General features: G+C 73.8%; 19 protein-coding genes. 2 read left to right on the forward strand and 17 right to left on the reverse strand.

Going from position 1 to position 13,766, the window contains the following annotated elements:
- The 17 genes from NCC78_RS16550 to NCC78_RS16630 form a co-directional block, all read right to left on the reverse strand.
- A partial coding sequence (locus NCC78_RS16550) for a GvpL/GvpF family gas vesicle protein (protein ID WP_250795475.1) occupies window positions 1–400 on the reverse strand: 400 nt, incomplete at its 3' end.
- Window positions 397–756, reverse strand: coding sequence for a gas vesicle protein GvpJ (gene gvpJ, locus NCC78_RS32705; RefSeq protein ID WP_250795476.1), 360 nt, complete (start codon window positions 754–756; stop codon window positions 397–399). The genes gvpJ (NCC78_RS32705) and NCC78_RS16550, both read right to left, overlap by 4 nt.
- Window position 757: 1 nt before the next feature.
- Window positions 758–1,105: a gas vesicle protein GvpO gene (locus NCC78_RS16560; protein ID WP_250795477.1), complete on the reverse strand. Its 348-nt coding sequence runs from the start codon at window positions 1,103–1,105 to the stop codon at window positions 758–760.
- Window positions 1,065–1,535: a gas vesicle protein GvpG gene (locus tag NCC78_RS16565; protein ID WP_250795478.1), complete on the reverse strand. Its 471-nt coding sequence runs from the start codon at window positions 1,533–1,535 to the stop codon at window positions 1,065–1,067. Before NCC78_RS16565 ends, NCC78_RS16560 begins: the two co-directional genes overlap by 41 nt.
- Before the next feature lie 3 nt (window positions 1,536–1,538).
- Entirely contained in the window at window positions 1,539–2,294 is a 756-nt protein-coding gene (locus NCC78_RS16570) for a GvpL/GvpF family gas vesicle protein (protein ID WP_250795479.1), read from the reverse strand.
- Window positions 2,294–2,734: a gas vesicle protein GvpJ gene (gene gvpJ / locus NCC78_RS32710; RefSeq protein ID WP_250795481.1), complete on the reverse strand. Its 441-nt coding sequence runs from the start codon at window positions 2,732–2,734 to the stop codon at window positions 2,294–2,296. The genes NCC78_RS16570 and gvpJ (NCC78_RS32710) overlap by 1 nt, the downstream gene beginning before the upstream one ends.
- Complete coding sequence (locus tag NCC78_RS16580) at window positions 2,731–3,954, reverse strand: SRPBCC family protein (protein WP_250795482.1); 1,224 nt, start codon at window positions 3,952–3,954, stop codon at window positions 2,731–2,733. Before NCC78_RS16580 ends, gvpJ (NCC78_RS32710) begins: the two co-directional genes overlap by 4 nt.
- A gap of 2 nt (window positions 3,955–3,956) precedes the next feature.
- Window positions 3,957–4,388: a hypothetical protein gene (locus tag NCC78_RS16585; RefSeq protein ID WP_250795483.1), complete on the reverse strand. Its 432-nt coding sequence runs from the start codon at window positions 4,386–4,388 to the stop codon at window positions 3,957–3,959.
- A gap of 267 nt (window positions 4,389–4,655) precedes the next feature.
- Window positions 4,656–5,165: a GNAT family N-acetyltransferase gene (locus NCC78_RS16590; protein ID WP_250795484.1), complete on the reverse strand. Its 510-nt coding sequence runs from the start codon at window positions 5,163–5,165 to the stop codon at window positions 4,656–4,658.
- 160 nt (window positions 5,166–5,325) lie between these two features.
- Window positions 5,326–6,213: a hypothetical protein gene (locus NCC78_RS16595; RefSeq protein ID WP_250795485.1), complete on the reverse strand. Its 888-nt coding sequence runs from the start codon at window positions 6,211–6,213 to the stop codon at window positions 5,326–5,328.
- Window positions 6,182–6,919 (reverse strand): DUF3618 domain-containing protein, encoded by a 738-nt coding sequence (locus NCC78_RS16600; RefSeq protein WP_250795486.1) that lies wholly within the window; start codon window positions 6,917–6,919, stop codon window positions 6,182–6,184. The genes NCC78_RS16595 and NCC78_RS16600 overlap by 32 nt, the downstream gene beginning before the upstream one ends.
- A 22-nt stretch (window positions 6,920–6,941) precedes the next feature.
- A complete protein-coding gene (locus tag NCC78_RS16605; RefSeq protein WP_250795487.1) occupies window positions 6,942–7,337 on the reverse strand; it encodes a phage holin family protein in 396 nt (131 codons plus the stop codon).
- Window positions 7,334–8,077 carry a hypothetical protein gene (locus NCC78_RS16610; RefSeq protein ID WP_250795489.1) on the reverse strand — a complete coding sequence of 248 codons (744 nt, stop codon included), beginning with the start codon at window positions 8,075–8,077 and terminating at the stop codon, window positions 7,334–7,336. Before NCC78_RS16610 ends, NCC78_RS16605 begins: the two co-directional genes overlap by 4 nt.
- A 258-nt stretch (window positions 8,078–8,335) precedes the next feature.
- A complete protein-coding gene (locus NCC78_RS16615; RefSeq protein WP_250795490.1) occupies window positions 8,336–8,875 on the reverse strand; it encodes a DUF3263 domain-containing protein in 540 nt (179 codons plus the stop codon).
- A 252-nt stretch (window positions 8,876–9,127) separates the two neighbouring features.
- Window positions 9,128–10,144 (reverse strand): ABC transporter permease subunit, encoded by a 1,017-nt coding sequence (locus tag NCC78_RS16620; RefSeq protein WP_250795491.1) that lies wholly within the window; start codon window positions 10,142–10,144, stop codon window positions 9,128–9,130.
- The gene (locus NCC78_RS16625; protein ID WP_284706309.1) at window positions 10,141–11,151 is read right to left on the reverse strand and encodes an ABC transporter ATP-binding protein; all 1,011 of its coding nucleotides are present in this window, start codon (window positions 11,149–11,151) and stop codon (window positions 10,141–10,143) included. Before NCC78_RS16625 ends, NCC78_RS16620 begins: the two co-directional genes overlap by 4 nt.
- A 144-nt stretch (window positions 11,152–11,295) precedes the next feature.
- The gene (locus NCC78_RS16630; RefSeq protein WP_250795492.1) at window positions 11,296–12,081 is read right to left on the reverse strand and encodes a DeoR/GlpR family DNA-binding transcription regulator; all 786 of its coding nucleotides are present in this window, start codon (window positions 12,079–12,081) and stop codon (window positions 11,296–11,298) included.
- A 195-nt stretch (window positions 12,082–12,276) separates the two neighbouring features.
- Here NCC78_RS16630 and NCC78_RS16635 point away from each other — a divergent pair, with 195 nt between their 5' ends.
- Both NCC78_RS16635 and NCC78_RS16640 read left to right on the forward strand, forming a co-directional pair.
- Entirely contained in the window at window positions 12,277–13,206 is a 930-nt protein-coding gene (locus NCC78_RS16635; RefSeq protein ID WP_250795493.1) for an SIS domain-containing protein, read from the forward strand.
- Window positions 13,203–13,766, forward strand: a 564-nt coding sequence (locus NCC78_RS16640; RefSeq protein ID WP_284706310.1) for an ROK family protein, incomplete at its 3' end; no start/stop codon positions are given. The genes NCC78_RS16635 and NCC78_RS16640, both read left to right, overlap by 4 nt.

Genomic DNA, 13,766 nt, shown 5'->3' on the forward strand with positions numbered 1-13,766 from the left:
TGAGCCGGTCGAGGGTCGCGGTCAGCTCGGCCCGGCGGGCGGTCAGCTGCCCGGCCACCCGCGCGTCGTCGTGGTGCACGGTGGCGAGCCGGGCCGGCACCACCGCGCCCGCCCGGGACAGCGCCGCCACCACCGCGTGGTGCGCCCGGGCGGCCCGTTCCAGCCAGGCCAGATCCTCCAGGTTGCGGCGCAGCGCCTCCTCGCCGTACTCGGACAGGGGCGCGGCGCTGACCACGGCCACCAGGCCGGCGGCCCGCACCGCGCGGACCGGCGTGCCGTCCATCCCGCCGGTGGCGGTGAGCAGGCCGGGGTCGACGTCGCGCGCCACGCCGTGCAGCCAGGCCCCGACCTCGAGCCGCGCGGGCCCGGCGGTGGGGGCCAGGTCAGCCGTCGAACTCAATCCCACTCCTCCCTCCGGGCGGCGGCCCGCGCGACCCGGGGGCGGCGTTCCGCCTCGACCTGCTCCGGGTCCCGCGGACCCGGCTCCACCGGGGGTTTCGCCCGGGAGCTGAGCCACGGGTCGTGCTCCCACCAGTCGATGCCGATCTGCCGGGCGGTGTCGACCGAGGCGATGACCAGCCGCAGCTTGAGCGTCAGCAGCTCGATGTCGAGCAGGCTGACCCGGATGTCACCGGCGATCACGATGCCCCGGTCGAGCACCCGTTCCAGGATGTCGCCGAGGTTCGCCGGCTCGTGCCCGGCCGGCAGCACCTGACCGGAGTTCTGCACCACCGACGGGGGTCGCGCGCTGGTCATCTCAACCCACCTCGCCCTTTCCGCGTTGGTAGCGCCGCACCCGCTGGTAGCCGAGCAGGCCGCCCTCGATGTCCAGCTCCACCTCGTAGAGGCCGAGCAGGTCGGTGGAGGCGGGAATCCGCCGGTCCTCGACGACCTCCACCCCGACCAGCCAGCCGTCCCGCACGGACTTCAGGGAGGTGGTCCCCACCGGCTCCCGGCCGGTCAGCTCGACGATCTGCCGCATGCCCTCCCGGGCCGCCTCGGCGGCCGTGATCGGTTCGAGGTACTCCTCCTCCTCGTCGTACCGCTGCGGCTCCGGCTCGTTCCTACGGGCCCTGCCGCCGTCGCCGCGGATCAGATCCGCCATCGGACTCACCTCCCTCGCCACCGTCACGCGACCTCCGCCGCGCTCCTTGCGGACCCGGGCGGGAAGCCCGGGCCCGCGTCCCTGCCTTCCTGCGGCGCGCGTCCGCGCCGCCGCGCCCCGACTCCCGGTCCGGGGACGGGGTCCTGCGGCGGGCCTCCGCGCCGCCGCGCCCCGACTCCCGGTCGGGGGATGCCGGTGGCCGCGGGGCGCCGCCGGTCAGCCGGTCCAGCACCTGCTGCTGCCCCCGGTCCCGTTCCTCGGCGCTGATCTCCCCGGCCGCCTCCGCCGCGTCCAGCTCCTCCAGCTCCCGCCGGATGTTGGCCGGGTTGTACTGCTGCGACTCCGCCTCCCGGGCGATCACCTTGACCACCGCGGTCAGGCCCCGCACCGGCGCGTACGGGAGGGTCAGCAGCGCCCAGAGGATGTCCACCGGTCACTCCACCAGCTGGTGCGCGCTGACGAAGTCGTACGGGGCGAGCGGGCCGAGCAGCCGCACCCGGATCAGCTCCCGGCGCTGCTCGGCGTACTCCTCGGCCGCCGCGATGAACTCGTCGGACCGGTCGCCGTCGACGAGGAAGGCGGCGTTCGCCGCGTCCAGCTCGTTGCTCGGCGCCCGGGGCGCGGTCGCCACGGCGAGCGGTCCCAGGGCGTCGAGCAGCGCGCGGTTCTCCGCCTCCCGGCGCAGCTCCACGGCCTGGCTGATCATCTCGCCGAGCCGGATCCGCTGCTCGCGGGTGGCCGCCTCCGGCTGCCCGCGCACCTGGTCGGCCAGGTCGGCGGCGGCCGGATTGTCCGCCAGCACCCCGGCGATCAGGTTCTGCTCGTCGTAGCGGCCGTGCACCGTGTACTGGATCCGCCCCTCCAACTCGTCGAGCGCGGCGGCGAACCGGTCGTGGTGCGCCTCCAGCAGGTCGGCGACGGCGTCCGGCCCGGTGACCACGGTGCCGAAGCGCACCGGCAGCACCGGGGCCACCGCCGCCGTCCCGTCCAGCAGCTCCTGGTACGTCCTCAGGTCCGCCGGCCGGCCCAACGGCTCGGTCAGGCCGACCTCGCTGACCAGCGCGGCCAGTTCCCCGTGCCGGATCGCCGCCACCTCACCGGGCGGGTCGCCGACCCCGACGGCGTCCGGGGTCGGCTCCACGTCCGAGGGCACGATGCCGTAGATGAACAGCCCGCTCTCCTCGGCCATCAGTCCTCCCGGTCCCGGCGCCGCCGGGGTCGGTCCCAGTCGCGGTCCCGCTCGCGGTCGTCGGAGCCGAGCTCACCGACGGCGTCCCTGACCACGCCGCCGATCGCGCCGACGGTCTTGCCGACGTCGGAGACGGCCTTGCCCGCGCCGAGCGCCCCGGAGGCCCCGTCGAGCAGGTCGGGCAGCCCCTTCTGGCCCTTCGGGGTGATGTCGAACCGGTCCACCGCCTCGGCGAAGCGCAGGTACGTCTCGACGCTGGCGATGACGACCCGCGCGTTGATCTCCAACAGCTGGATGCCGACCACGGCCACCGACACCTGGGCGTCGATCACCACGCCCTTGTCCAGCACGGTCTCCACGACGTCGGCCAGGTTGGAGCCCGCTCCGCCCCGCTCCAGGGCACCGCCTGCGGCCTGGCCACCACTCGTCGCGATCGTCACTCGTCCCGCTCCTCTCGACGGCGGCGGACCACCGGCCGGCGGGGCGCCTCCGGCGAACGGCGGGGCCGGGGCTCCTCCGGGGGCCGGGGCTCCCGGGGCTGCGGGCGACGGGCGCGCTCGGGGGCCCGGCGGCGCGGCGGAGGCGGTGCCTCCTCCTCCTCGGGCTGCTCCTCGTCGTAGCCGCCCTCCTCGTACTCGTCCTCGTACTCCTGCTCGGCCGGGGGACGGCGCTGGGGCGGCCGCCGGCGGGCACGCTCGGCGGGCCGGCGCTCCTCGCGCGGCTCCTCCTCGGCCTCCTCCTCCGGTTCCGGCTCACGGCCCGGCCGCTCACGCTGCTCGCGGGCCTGCTGTTCCCGCTGCTCGCGCTCCTCCTGTTCCTCGTGCAGCGCGGTCTCGTGGTCCTTGACCACCTGCGAGTCCTCGATCTCGCCGCGCCAGCCCTCGACGGAGTCCGGGTCGAGGACGGTCTGGGTCATCACGTGCCGGACGAAGTGCTTGAGTTCCAGCCGGGCGCGGCGGCCCTGGGCGCGCCACAGGTTGCCGGTGTGCTCGAAGAGGCCCTGCGGGTGGTACTCCAGCACGACCAGGATGCGCGTCAGGTCCGGGGTCAGCTCGTGGAAGCTGACCGTGCCGTCCACCGAGCCCTTCTCGCCCTTGGACCGCCAGTGGATCAGCTTGTCCGGGATCTGCCGGACGATGGTCGACTCCCAGGTCCGGTGCGACCAGAAGACCTGCGCCTTCCAGGTCATCTTCTCGTCCGACTCGCAGTCGGCCTGCTCGACCTTCTTCATGAAGCTGGGGAAGTCGCCGAACTGGGTCCACTGGTTGTACGCGACCCGGACCGGCACGCCGACCTCGATCGCCTCGACGATGTTGGTGACCTTGAGCTTCTTGCCACCGCCCTTGCCACCCTTGCCACCCTTGCCGCGGCCGAACGCCGCCATCACCTTCTCCTTACCGCCGGCCATACCGGCATGGAACATGGCCTTCACCGGTGAGCCGCCCTGGGCGAGCTTGTGCGCGCCGGTCGCCGCGGCCACCAGGCCGGGGCCGCCGCCCTGCTTCGCGTACTCGCTGAGCCGGCCGGTCGCGCCGGTGATCCGCTCGGTCACCGCGTGGACGGCGCGTTCACCGATCGCGCTCGCCAGGTTCCGCACCTCGCCGGAGAGCTGGCTCCGGACCTTGTCCGTGAGCCCGCCCGGGTTCGTGGTGGGTGCCATGGTCACCGCCCCCGCTGGTCGGAGTCGGTTTCCTCGGCGCCCCCGGCGTCGCGCTCCTGCCGGTCGCCGCCGTCGTCCGACCGTTCGCCGCCGTCCGACCCTTCCCCGTCGCCGCCACCGGCGCCACCCTTGCGGCGCAGCGCGTCGGCCGAGCCGCGCAGCTTGCCGCTGAGCGCATCGATGCCGCTGCCGGCCGCGGCGGTCGCGGCGGCCTTCGAGGCCGAGGCGAGCGGGCCGCCGAGACGGCCGAGGTTGGTGAGGTGGGGGGACGACTGCATCAGGTTCGAGCCCAGCTTCAGCAGTCCGCCGGAGTCCTGGCTCGCCCGGCCGGCCGCGACGGCCGCGGCCAGGACGAGGGCCTTCCGCAGCTTGCGCCGGCGCCCCAGCAGGTAGCCGAAGCCCACCGCGAGCCCAATTCGTGCTCCGCTTTTCATCAGTTCTCCTTTGCTCCCCGGCGCGGAGACACCTGGCCTGTGACGGCCGGACCGGCTACCGGGGATCAGCCCGAGTCGCAATGAGGTGTCCCGTTTCTAGCGGACTCGGCCGGCAGTACCCGGTGACCTATCGACGAAACATTTCCGCATTGTTGCGACGCATTTTCCCGGAGGGGTGGGCAGCACCCTCGCCAACGGCACAATACGGACAGCCGTACCCTGATGAGCAGCGACAACCTCAGAGAGGAGGAATTTGACGATTCGTCGTCAGAATGCCGGAGGCGGCGAGTCGAGACATATTTCCGCATGGACCCTGCCGTTGGCCCCACGCAATTTCGCGCCGCATTTCTGCAGCACCGAGAGCGCGCCGAGATTGCTCGGGTCCGTCTCGGCGACGACGAGCCGCATGCCGGCGGCAGCGGCCTCGTTCAGCAACTCGCGCAGCGCGGCCGGGCCGATGCCCTGACCGCGGGCGGACCGGCCCAGCCACATGCCGGTCTCGACGGTGCCCGGCTCGTCGCAACGGCGCATCCGGATCATGCCGACCACCTCGCCGCCGACCAGGATCGCGTACATCTGGGTGGCGGTGGGGCCGCCCAGGCCACCGAAGCTCGCCCGGTGGAACTCCCGGAACGCCTCCCGGCGCGCGTGGGACCACCCGGCCGGCGCCTCCACCGGCGGCATGACGTCGCCGGGCTCCGCCTCGGCAGCCGCTACGGAGAGCAACGCCTCCAGGTTCCGCTCGTCAACCGGCTCCAACCGGACCGCACCCGCCACGTGCCGCAGTCTGCCGGCCGTACCGGCCCAAGTCCACCCCATTGGGCACTGACTGGCGGTCCGGCGGAAGGTACCGGCCGGTCGGCCCGCAGGCGTGGTCCACCTCACGCTCCGCTGTCAACACCCGGCACGCGATCTTCACCGCCCGGCACGCCGGGGGTCAGTCGAACTCGCAGAGGACCGCCGAGGCGTCGTCGGCGGGCTTGTGGCGGCGGAGCCGGTCGGGATGGTCGCGCTCGGCGGCGCGCACCCGGCCGATCAGCGCGGCCGGGCCCTCGGCGCTCGCCACCTCCAGCAGCCCCGCCCAGTCGAGCAGGCCGAACTGCTCCACCACCGCGGAGGCCCCGTCGCTGAGCAGCGCCGCCCGGCGCAGCGCGCCCGGCCCGCGCAACGGCAGCGTCCCGGTCACCGCGTGGTACGCGGCGTCGGGGTCCGCGGCGGCCACCCAGTAGCCGTGGGTCCGGTTCATCCGCTCCCGCTGCACGCCGACCGCCTGCCGGAACCGGGTGGCCCGGTCGCCGGAGCCGGCGGGCAGTGCCGCGACCGTCGCCCGCAGCTCCGCCATCGCGGTGTCCAGCCGGTCGTCGGTGACCACCGAGATCCGGCTCCCGTCGTCCAGCACCAGCGGGCTGTCGCAGAGCACGAGGTAGTCCACCTGGTCACCCCCGTCGCGCAGCAGACAGACGGTGCTCGACGGGGTGCCCGGGTGGTCCAGGTCGCACCCGTCGCCGTGGTCGGCGCGGACCGCGAGGATCGCCGCCGCCAGGTTGCTCATCAGGGTCGCCCCCGGGCGGGCCGCCTCGGCCACCCCGAGCCGGGCGGCGAGGTGCCGCACGTACCAGGACGGGCCGTGCGCGCATCCGGTGTCGAAGCCCTCCGGCACGGTCGCGCCGTCCAACAACCCGACCAGCGGTCCGAACCGGAAAACCAGATCCTCGTTGACCGGTCGGCCGGGGGCCGGCGCGGACGCGGAACGTACCCGCATCGTCCGCGCCGCCCCCACCGAGCGGATCGCCTCAGCGGCGCCGGAGGTCGTCCGCGGCCTCATGCGCCTGACCCTGCACCTGCTGGGCGGCCGAGCGGCCCTGCTCCTGTACGGCGTGCGCGCTGCCGACCGCAGTGGAGCCCACCGCCTGCGCCGCCTGCCTGACGGGCTCACGCAGGTTGTCGCGCAGGTTGTCGCGCACGTTGTCGCGCACGTTGTGACCGACCCGGCCGGCCTGCTCGCGAAGCTGGTCGGAGTGCTCGCTGACCATGCCGCGGGCCTGCCCGGCCAACTGCCGCTCCGGCCGGCTGGGGGGCACCAGCGACGCCACCAGCAGCCCGGCGCCGAAGGCGATCAGACCGGCGGCGAGCGGGTTGCCCTGCGCCTGTTGCCGGGACTGCTGCCCCAGGTGGCGGGCCGAATCGGCGGCGTGCGATATCCGCCCGCCGTCCCCCAGATGCGACGGAACCTCCATCGCCCTCTCCCTGGCATGCATCGAGGCACCCATCACCTTGTCCTTCGCGTGCGTGGAGGTGTCCATGACCCTCTCCTTGGCGTGCGTGGAGGTGCCCATCACCCTCTCCCTGGCCTGCATCGAAGTGCCCATGACCTTCTCCCTGACCCTGCCGACGGCGCCGCGGGCCTGCCCGACGCGCTCACCGGCGATCCGTCGCGGGTTGACCTTGTCGGCCAGCGCGTCGACGTCGGTGCTCAGCTCGTTGCGGGTGTTCTCGATCTCCCACCGGATCCGATCCGGATCGTTGGACATGATCTGCTCCCTCCCGGCTGGTTCACCGGCCTCGCATCGCGTTCGGCATCTCGCGGGCGGTCTGTTTCGTACGCGGCAGCACGCCGCGCAGCTCCTTGAGCGTCGTCCGCGCCTTGGCGAGCAGTATCCCCGTGGCCGCGGCCCAGATGACCGCCACGATCAACGCGGCCCAGCCCTGGTCCATCACGTTGGACAGTCCCCACCACAGCGCGTACGACACGAACAACACGGTCAGGAAGCCGGCCACCCCGGCGCCACCGAACATCCCGCCGGCCTTGCCGGTCTGGGTGGCCTCCTCGCGCAGCTCCGCCTTGGCCAGCTCGATCTCCTTGCGGACCAGGGTGGAGAAGTCGCGCGTCACGTCGCCGAGGAGCTCACCGACCGATGCCTCGGTGCGTTCCTTCTCCGGGGCGCTCACGGTGCCACCCCACCGGGGATGTCGGGCTCCCGGCCGCCGGGCGGCGTGGCGCTACGCACCCGCGCCGAGCCCACGTACGCCTCCTCGGCCGCGTACGGCGCGTCGACCGTCCGCTCCTCGAACACCTGCTCGTAGGCACGCGGTCCGCCCGTGGCGGGTGCGACCTGCGGCCTCGCCCCGGGCGCGCCACGGGCGCCGCCCTGCGAGGTTGCGCCGCCTGCGCCGGAGGAGGTCAGGTTGCGGGTCAGCCGTCCGACCAGCAGGCCGGTCAACGCCGCGCCGGCCAGGAAGGTGCCCGGATGCCGCCGCGCGTAGTCGCGCACCTCGTCGAGCACCGCCGCCGGCTCCCGTTCGTCGAGCCAGCCCGCGGCCTGCTGAGCGGCGTCCGCCGCCCGCCGGACCGCCTGGCCGGCCAGCCCGGAGTCCGGACACCGCTCCGCCATCGAGCCAAGGTCACGGCCGAAGCCGCGCAGCCCCTCGGCGGCCCGCCGCTGCTGCGCACCGGCCTGGCCGCGCAGCTGGTTGGTGGCCTCGCCGGCCAGGTTCAACGCCTGATGCTTCGCCTCGGCGGCGACGTGACCGCCCTGCTCGGCGGCGGCGTGGGCCACCTGCCCACCGGCGTGAGCCGCCTGCTGTCCCATTTGGGACGCCTCCTGCCGGGCCTGCTGTCCGGCCTGCCGTGCCTGCTGCCCGGCGCCGGCCGCACCGTCCGGTGGCCGGCTCGGGTTGATTCCCGTCATCGCCCGCTCCCTCCGTCGGCCCCGGGGCCGCAGGGTCGCGGCCCGGAACGTGAACCGGCCGCGACAGTCGCGGCCCGGAACGCCCCTGCCTACCCGCACGGCTGCCCGACATTCCGGTTGCGGCCAGCCCGGTCACCATTCCCGGCGTGGACGCCGCTGACCAGCACCGACGGTCGGGACGGCGGCGCGGGCGGTCGCGGCGCGAACGGGGACGGCGGGGACGAACGGCCTGCGCGCGGACGAAAAGCACCGACCCGCTCAGCGGCGGCGGTTGCGGGCCCGGGAGGAGCGCAACCGGCGCAGCCGGCCGACCAGCACCGGCTCGGCGGCCAGCGCCGCCGGGTTGTCCAGCAGCGCGTTGAGCAGTTGGTAGTAGCGGGTGGCGGAGAGGCCGAAGCGGTCCCGGACGGCCTGTTCCTTCGCGCCGGCGTGCCGCCACCACTGTTGCTCGAAGGCGAGGATGGCCCGCTCCCGCTCGGTCAGCCCGGTGATCCCACCCGGGTCCGTCTCGCCGGCACCCACCAGATCGACGTCGCCGACCTCGCCGGGCGAGGCCGCCGCGCCGGCGGGGTCCGGCTCCGTCCCGGAGCGGGGCTGCGGGACGGTGCGGAGTTCGCCCGGGTCGGTGCCAGGTTCGGCGCCCGGGTCCGTGCGGAGTTCGGCGCCCGGGTCGGTGCGCGGCTGCGGGACGACCGCGCCGGAGGATGCCTCCCGCGTCCCGCCCGTCGTCGGCTCGTCGGCGGCCCGGTCGGCTGCGGGCGGCTCGGTGGCGGCCGGGGCGGCGTCGGCGGGCTGCATGGCACTCCTCGCGAGGGCGGACGGCACGACGACGCCGACCGGGGGGACATCAGCCTAACCAGGGCCGATCCGCACCGCATCAGACGACGGCGCCGGAAGGTGACCGCATCGCCGCGTACCGTGTCGGCCCCCGCGGCCGGGCCGGGCCGGACCCGGCTGGTCCGCCGGGGCGCCGCTCCGCCCGGGCCGGGCCCGACGGTCGGACGGGTGACCGGAGGCCCGTCAGAGCCTCCGGTCAGCCGCCCGCGTCGGTCAGGAGATGTCCCGCCGGCGCATCGCCCAGAGTGCCGCGCCGAGGATCACCGTCAGCCCGACCGCCAGCAGCACCGACGACTGCTGCCAGGTGATGTCCAGGGTCTCCGGCTTGCACTCCCCGAAGTAGGTGGCCTGGCAGGCGTCCCAGTTCTCCAGGGTGACCTTCTTCTGCATGAAGGCCAGGGCGTACGTGGGCAGCAGCCACGCCTCGGCGAAGCGCGCCCCGGCCATCTCCAGCAGGATGCCGAGGCCGAACTGACCGACCACCATCACGGCGATCGCCCCGCCCAGGGCCATCGCGGTGTGCCGGCCCAGCGACGCCAGCGCGAAGCCGATGGTCGCGGTGACCAGCGCGAGCACCAGCCCCCGCAGCCCGGTGAGGGCGAACGACTGCCAGGCCCCGGAGGTCATCTTCTCGGTGGTGCCGCGCAGCGTGGCGACCAGCCAGAAACTGCCGAACCAGAGCGCCGTCGCGGGCAGCGCCACCGCGAGCAGCCCGGTGAGCAGCGCCGCCAGCTTGGTCAGCAGTACGGTCAGCCGCTTCGGCCGCCACAGCAGCAGGTTCATCATGCCGCCGGTGTTCCATTCTGCCCCGACGAAGGAGGCGCCGACGATGAACCCGACCAGCGCCAGGATCGCCGCCAACGGCAGCAGGGTGAAGCCGAAGTTCTCCCGGAAGTTGAAGGTGGAGGGGAGGAACCACTCCGCCTCGATCGCCTCCCGGGGCGGTGGCGCGATCACGGCGCAGTCCTCGGGGAACTGGCCGCGCTCGGCGGTGCCACCGTTCTTGGCTTTTTCGCACTCGGCGCGGAACTGCTCGCTGTTGCGGACGTCCTGCTGCCACTGCTGCTCGGCGGCACGCTCGGCCTTCGCCAGCGCGGCGGCGTCGAGCTTCTCGTTGGTGAAGAAGCCCCCGACGACGACGGCGAGGAGGACCAGCAGGCCGAGCAGCGCCGCCCAGCGGGTGAAACGCCGCTTGCCGAGCCGGCGCAGCTCCGTACGGTAGAGACTCACGCGCCCCACCCTCCCGTGGTGGCGCCGGGCTGCCCCGCCCCACCGACCTTCGTGGACTGGTCGACCTGCCGGTTCTGGCCGGGCACCGGCGCGGTGGCGGTCAGGTCGAGGAAGACGCTCTCCAGGTCGACGGCGACCGGGGCGAGCTCACTGACGTAGAGGCCCTGCTCGGCGAGGAGCCGGGTCACCATGGCCGGCTTGTCGACACCGGCGAGCATCAGGTGGTCGGGATGCGGGGTCACCCGCGCCCCGGCCCTGGTCAGCGCATCGGCGGCGGCCGCCAGGTCGGCGACCGCCTCCAGCCGCACCCGCACGGAGCCCGAGGAGTGCTGGGCGAGCACCTCCTCCACCGGGCCGTAGGCGACCCGCCGGCCCAGCGAGATGATGGTGACCGAGTCGCAGATCAGCTGGATCTCGCCGAGGATGTGGCTGGAGAGCACCACGGTCATGCCCGACTCGGCCAGCGTGCGCATCAGCGTGCGCATCTCGCGGATGCCGCCCGGGTCCAGGCCGTTGGCCGGCTCGTCCAGGATCAGCAGCTTCGGGCTCTTGAGCAGGGCCGAGGCGACCGCGAGCCGCTGCTTCATGCCGAGCGAGTACGTCTTGACCCGCTCACCGGCCCGGTCGCGCAACCCGACGAGTTCCAGCACCTCGTCGATCCGGATCGCCGGCACCTCCCCGGCCCCCGCGAGCAGGGACAGCGTGTCCCGGGCGGAGAAGTGCGGGAAGAACTGCGGGCTCTCCACGATCGCGCCGACCTGACGGGCGACGGTGGGCAGCGCCTCGGGCACCTCGTGTCCGAGGATCTGCATCCGGCCGCCGTCGGGCCGGATCAGGCCGAGCAGCGTCCGCAGGGTGGTGGTCTTGCCCGAGCCGTTGGGGCCGAGGAAGCCGTGCACCTGCCCCGCCTCGACCCGCATGTCGAAGCCGTCCAGCGCGTTGCGGGCACCCCGCCGGCGGCTCTTGTACGTCTTACGTAGACCTTCGATCTCCAGGACAGCTGGCAAGCTGCACCTCCCCCGATGACGGGCGCCATGACACGCGACACCATACGCGGTATGCAAAGTCGCGCAATACCGGGTATGCATCGGCGCGTCGAAAACCGCCCGATCGGGGCGCTGGGTGCGGATGCCCGTTACGCGGGGTGACGATCAGGCGCAGACGACGGTGACCCCGGCGGCGCGGAACGCCTCCACCACTTCGGGCGCGGCGCCCGAGTCGGTCACCAGCGTCTCCACCCGGTCCACCGGGCAGATCCGGGCGAACGCGTGACCGCCCAGTTTGGACGAGTCCGCGATGATCACCACGCGCTTGGCGCGGGCCACCATCAGGTTGTTCATCGCCGCCTCACCCTCGTGGTGGGCGGCCGCGCCGAGCTGCGGGTCGATCGCGTCCACGCCCAGCAGGGCGACGTCCAGGGTGACCTCGCGCAACAGCGCCCCACCCAGCGGACCGACCAGCTCGAAGGACTTCGGGCGGACCACGCCGCCGGCCACCACGACCTTCATCCGGGAACGGACCAGCAGCTCGTTGGCGATGTTCAACGCGTTGGTGACCACGGTGAGCTGGGCGCCCTCCGCACTGGTGTTCAGGTCGGGGCGTACGGCGAGGGCCCGGGCCACCTCCGTGCTGGTGGTACCGCCGTTGAGGCCGACCACGGTGCCCGGGGAGACCAGTGCCGCCGCGGCGGCACCGATCCGCTGCTTCTCGGCCGAGTGCTTCGCGGTCTTGTAGCGCAGCGGCAGGTCGTACGAGACGCCGTTGGCGACCGCGCCGCCCCGGGTCCGGGTGATCATCTGCTGCTGGGCGAGCTGGTCGAAGTCACGCCGGATGGTGGCCTGGGAGACGTCCAGTCGCTCGGCGGCCTCCTCGACGCTGACCCGGCCGGTGCCGGTCAGCATTTCGAGCAGGGCGTTCCATCTGGCGTACCGGTCCACCCGAGGGCCTCCAGTTACTGCACGGTCGGTGATTGATTGCGTGCACACTAGTGCGCGAAACTACGAGGGCGCAAAACCCTGGCCTGCTCGATCGGAGGGCTGGTTGCCACGACCACCGGGGTTCGCGCAGAATAGCGCGCGAAAGACGGGTCTAACGAGCCGTATTGCGCAACGCTCCCCTGCGTAGGAGTTCTCATGTCGTACGTCGACGCGGAGATCGCGAGTCAGCCCGACTGCTGGCGGGAGGCGGCGCAACTCGCCGCCGCGGTGACCGACCACCTCCCCCGCCCCGGCGAGCGGGTCGCCGTCGTCGGTTGCGGCACGTCGTGGTTCATGGCGATGGCGTACGCGGCCCGCCGCGAGCAGACCGGCCAGGGCGAGACCGACGCCTTCCAGGCCTCCGAGTTCCCCACCGGCCGCCGCTACGACCGGCTCGTCGCGATCACCCGCTCCGGCACGACCACCGAGGTCACCGAGCTGCTCGCCGCGCTGCGCGGGCAGGTGCCGACCACCGTCCTGGTCGGTGACCCGGCCTCCCCGGCGGTCGAGTTCGCCACCGCCGCGGTGACCATGCCCTTCGCCGACGAGCGCTCGGTGGTGCAGACCCGTTTCGCGACCACCGCGCTCGCGCTGCTCCGCGCCCATCTCGGCGACAACATCGCCGCGCTCTCCGCCGACGCGGAGGTGGCGGTGCGCGCCCCGCTGCCGATCGACCCCACCCGGATCGAGCAGGCCACCTTCCTCGGTCGGGGCTGGACCGTCGGGCTGGCGCAGGAGGCTGCGCTGAAGTGCCGCGAGGCGGCCACCTTCTGGGCCGAGGCGTACCCGGCGATGGACTACCGGCACGGCCCGATCTCGGTGGCCGCGCCCGGCCGGCTGGTCTGGGCGTTCGGCGAGCTGCCCGACGGCCTGCCGGAGGACGTGGCGGCGACCGGCGCGGCCTTCGTGCACAGCCGCACCCACGGCTGCCGCACGGTGCTCGGCAGCTGGTCCGCCGGTCGTACGCCGGTCGACCCGATGGCCGACCTGATCCTGGCCCAGCGCTTCGCCGTCGCGCTCGCCACCAGCCGGGGGCTCGACCCCGACGCGCCGCGGCACCTGACCCGCTCCGTGGTCCTCGCATGACCGACGACCCCGTCGTCGGTGCGAACTCGGACGACGACGCCGTCGTCGGTGTGAACGCCGTCGGGGACCCCGTCGTCGGGGGGCGCGCCGTCGTCGGTGCGAACGCGACCGACCCGGTCGTCATCGCGCTCGACGTGGGGGGCACCGGGATGAAGTGCGCCCTGGTCCGCCCGGACGGCGGCGTGCTGCACACCGAGCGGCACCCCACCGACGCCGGACGCGGCCCGGACGCCGTGGTCGACACGATTCTTGAGGTCGCCGAGGGGTTGGCCGCCAAGGCCCGCGCGAAGGGGCTCACCCCCGTCGCGCTCGGCGTCGCCGTGCCCGGGGTGGTCGACGAGGCGTGCGGGGTGGCGGTCTGGTCGGCGAACGTGGGCTTCCGGGACGTACCGCTGCGGGACCTGGCGGTGGCGCGGCTCGGCCTGCCGACGGCCCTCGGCCACGACGTGCGCGTCGGCGGCCTCGCCGAGGCCCGGCTCGGCGCCGGGCGCGACGCCCGGCACGTCCTCTTCGTCGCCATCGGCACCGGCATCGCCGCCGCGCACGTGGTCGACGGCTCG

Origin of the sequence: Micromonospora phytophila, from assembly GCF_023656545.1 — a bacterium.
GTDB classification, from domain to species: Bacteria; Actinomycetota; Actinomycetes; order Mycobacteriales; family Micromonosporaceae; genus Micromonospora; species Micromonospora phytophila.

Excerpts from the sequence above, each read along its gene's own strand:
- gvpJ (WP_250795476.1), bottom strand. The coding sequence starts at position 756 with ATGACCAGCGCGCGACCCCCGTCGGTGGTGCAGAACTCCGGTCAGGTG.
- NCC78_RS16560 (WP_250795477.1), bottom strand. The coding sequence starts at position 1,105 with ATGGCGGATCTGATCCGCGGCGACGGCGGCAGGGCCCGTAGGAACGAG.
- NCC78_RS16570 (WP_250795479.1), bottom strand. The coding sequence starts at position 2,294 with ATGGCCGAGGAGAGCGGGCTGTTCATCTACGGCATCGTGCCCTCGGAC.
- NCC78_RS16580 (WP_250795482.1), bottom strand. The coding sequence starts at position 3,954 with ATGGCACCCACCACGAACCCGGGCGGGCTCACGGACAAGGTCCGGAGC.
- NCC78_RS16585 (WP_250795483.1), bottom strand. The coding sequence starts at position 4,388 with ATGAAAAGCGGAGCACGAATTGGGCTCGCGGTGGGCTTCGGCTACCTG.
- NCC78_RS16595 (WP_250795485.1), bottom strand. The coding sequence starts at position 6,213 with ATGAGGCCGCGGACGACCTCCGGCGCCGCTGAGGCGATCCGCTCGGTG.
- NCC78_RS16600 (WP_250795486.1), bottom strand. The coding sequence starts at position 6,919 with ATGTCCAACGATCCGGATCGGATCCGGTGGGAGATCGAGAACACCCGC.
- NCC78_RS16610 (WP_250795489.1), bottom strand. The coding sequence starts at position 8,077 with ATGACGGGAATCAACCCGAGCCGGCCACCGGACGGTGCGGCCGGCGCC.
- NCC78_RS16615 (WP_250795490.1), bottom strand. The coding sequence starts at position 8,875 with ATGCAGCCCGCCGACGCCGCCCCGGCCGCCACCGAGCCGCCCGCAGCC.
- NCC78_RS16635 (WP_250795493.1), top strand. The coding sequence starts at position 12,277 with ATGTCGTACGTCGACGCGGAGATCGCGAGTCAGCCCGACTGCTGGCGG.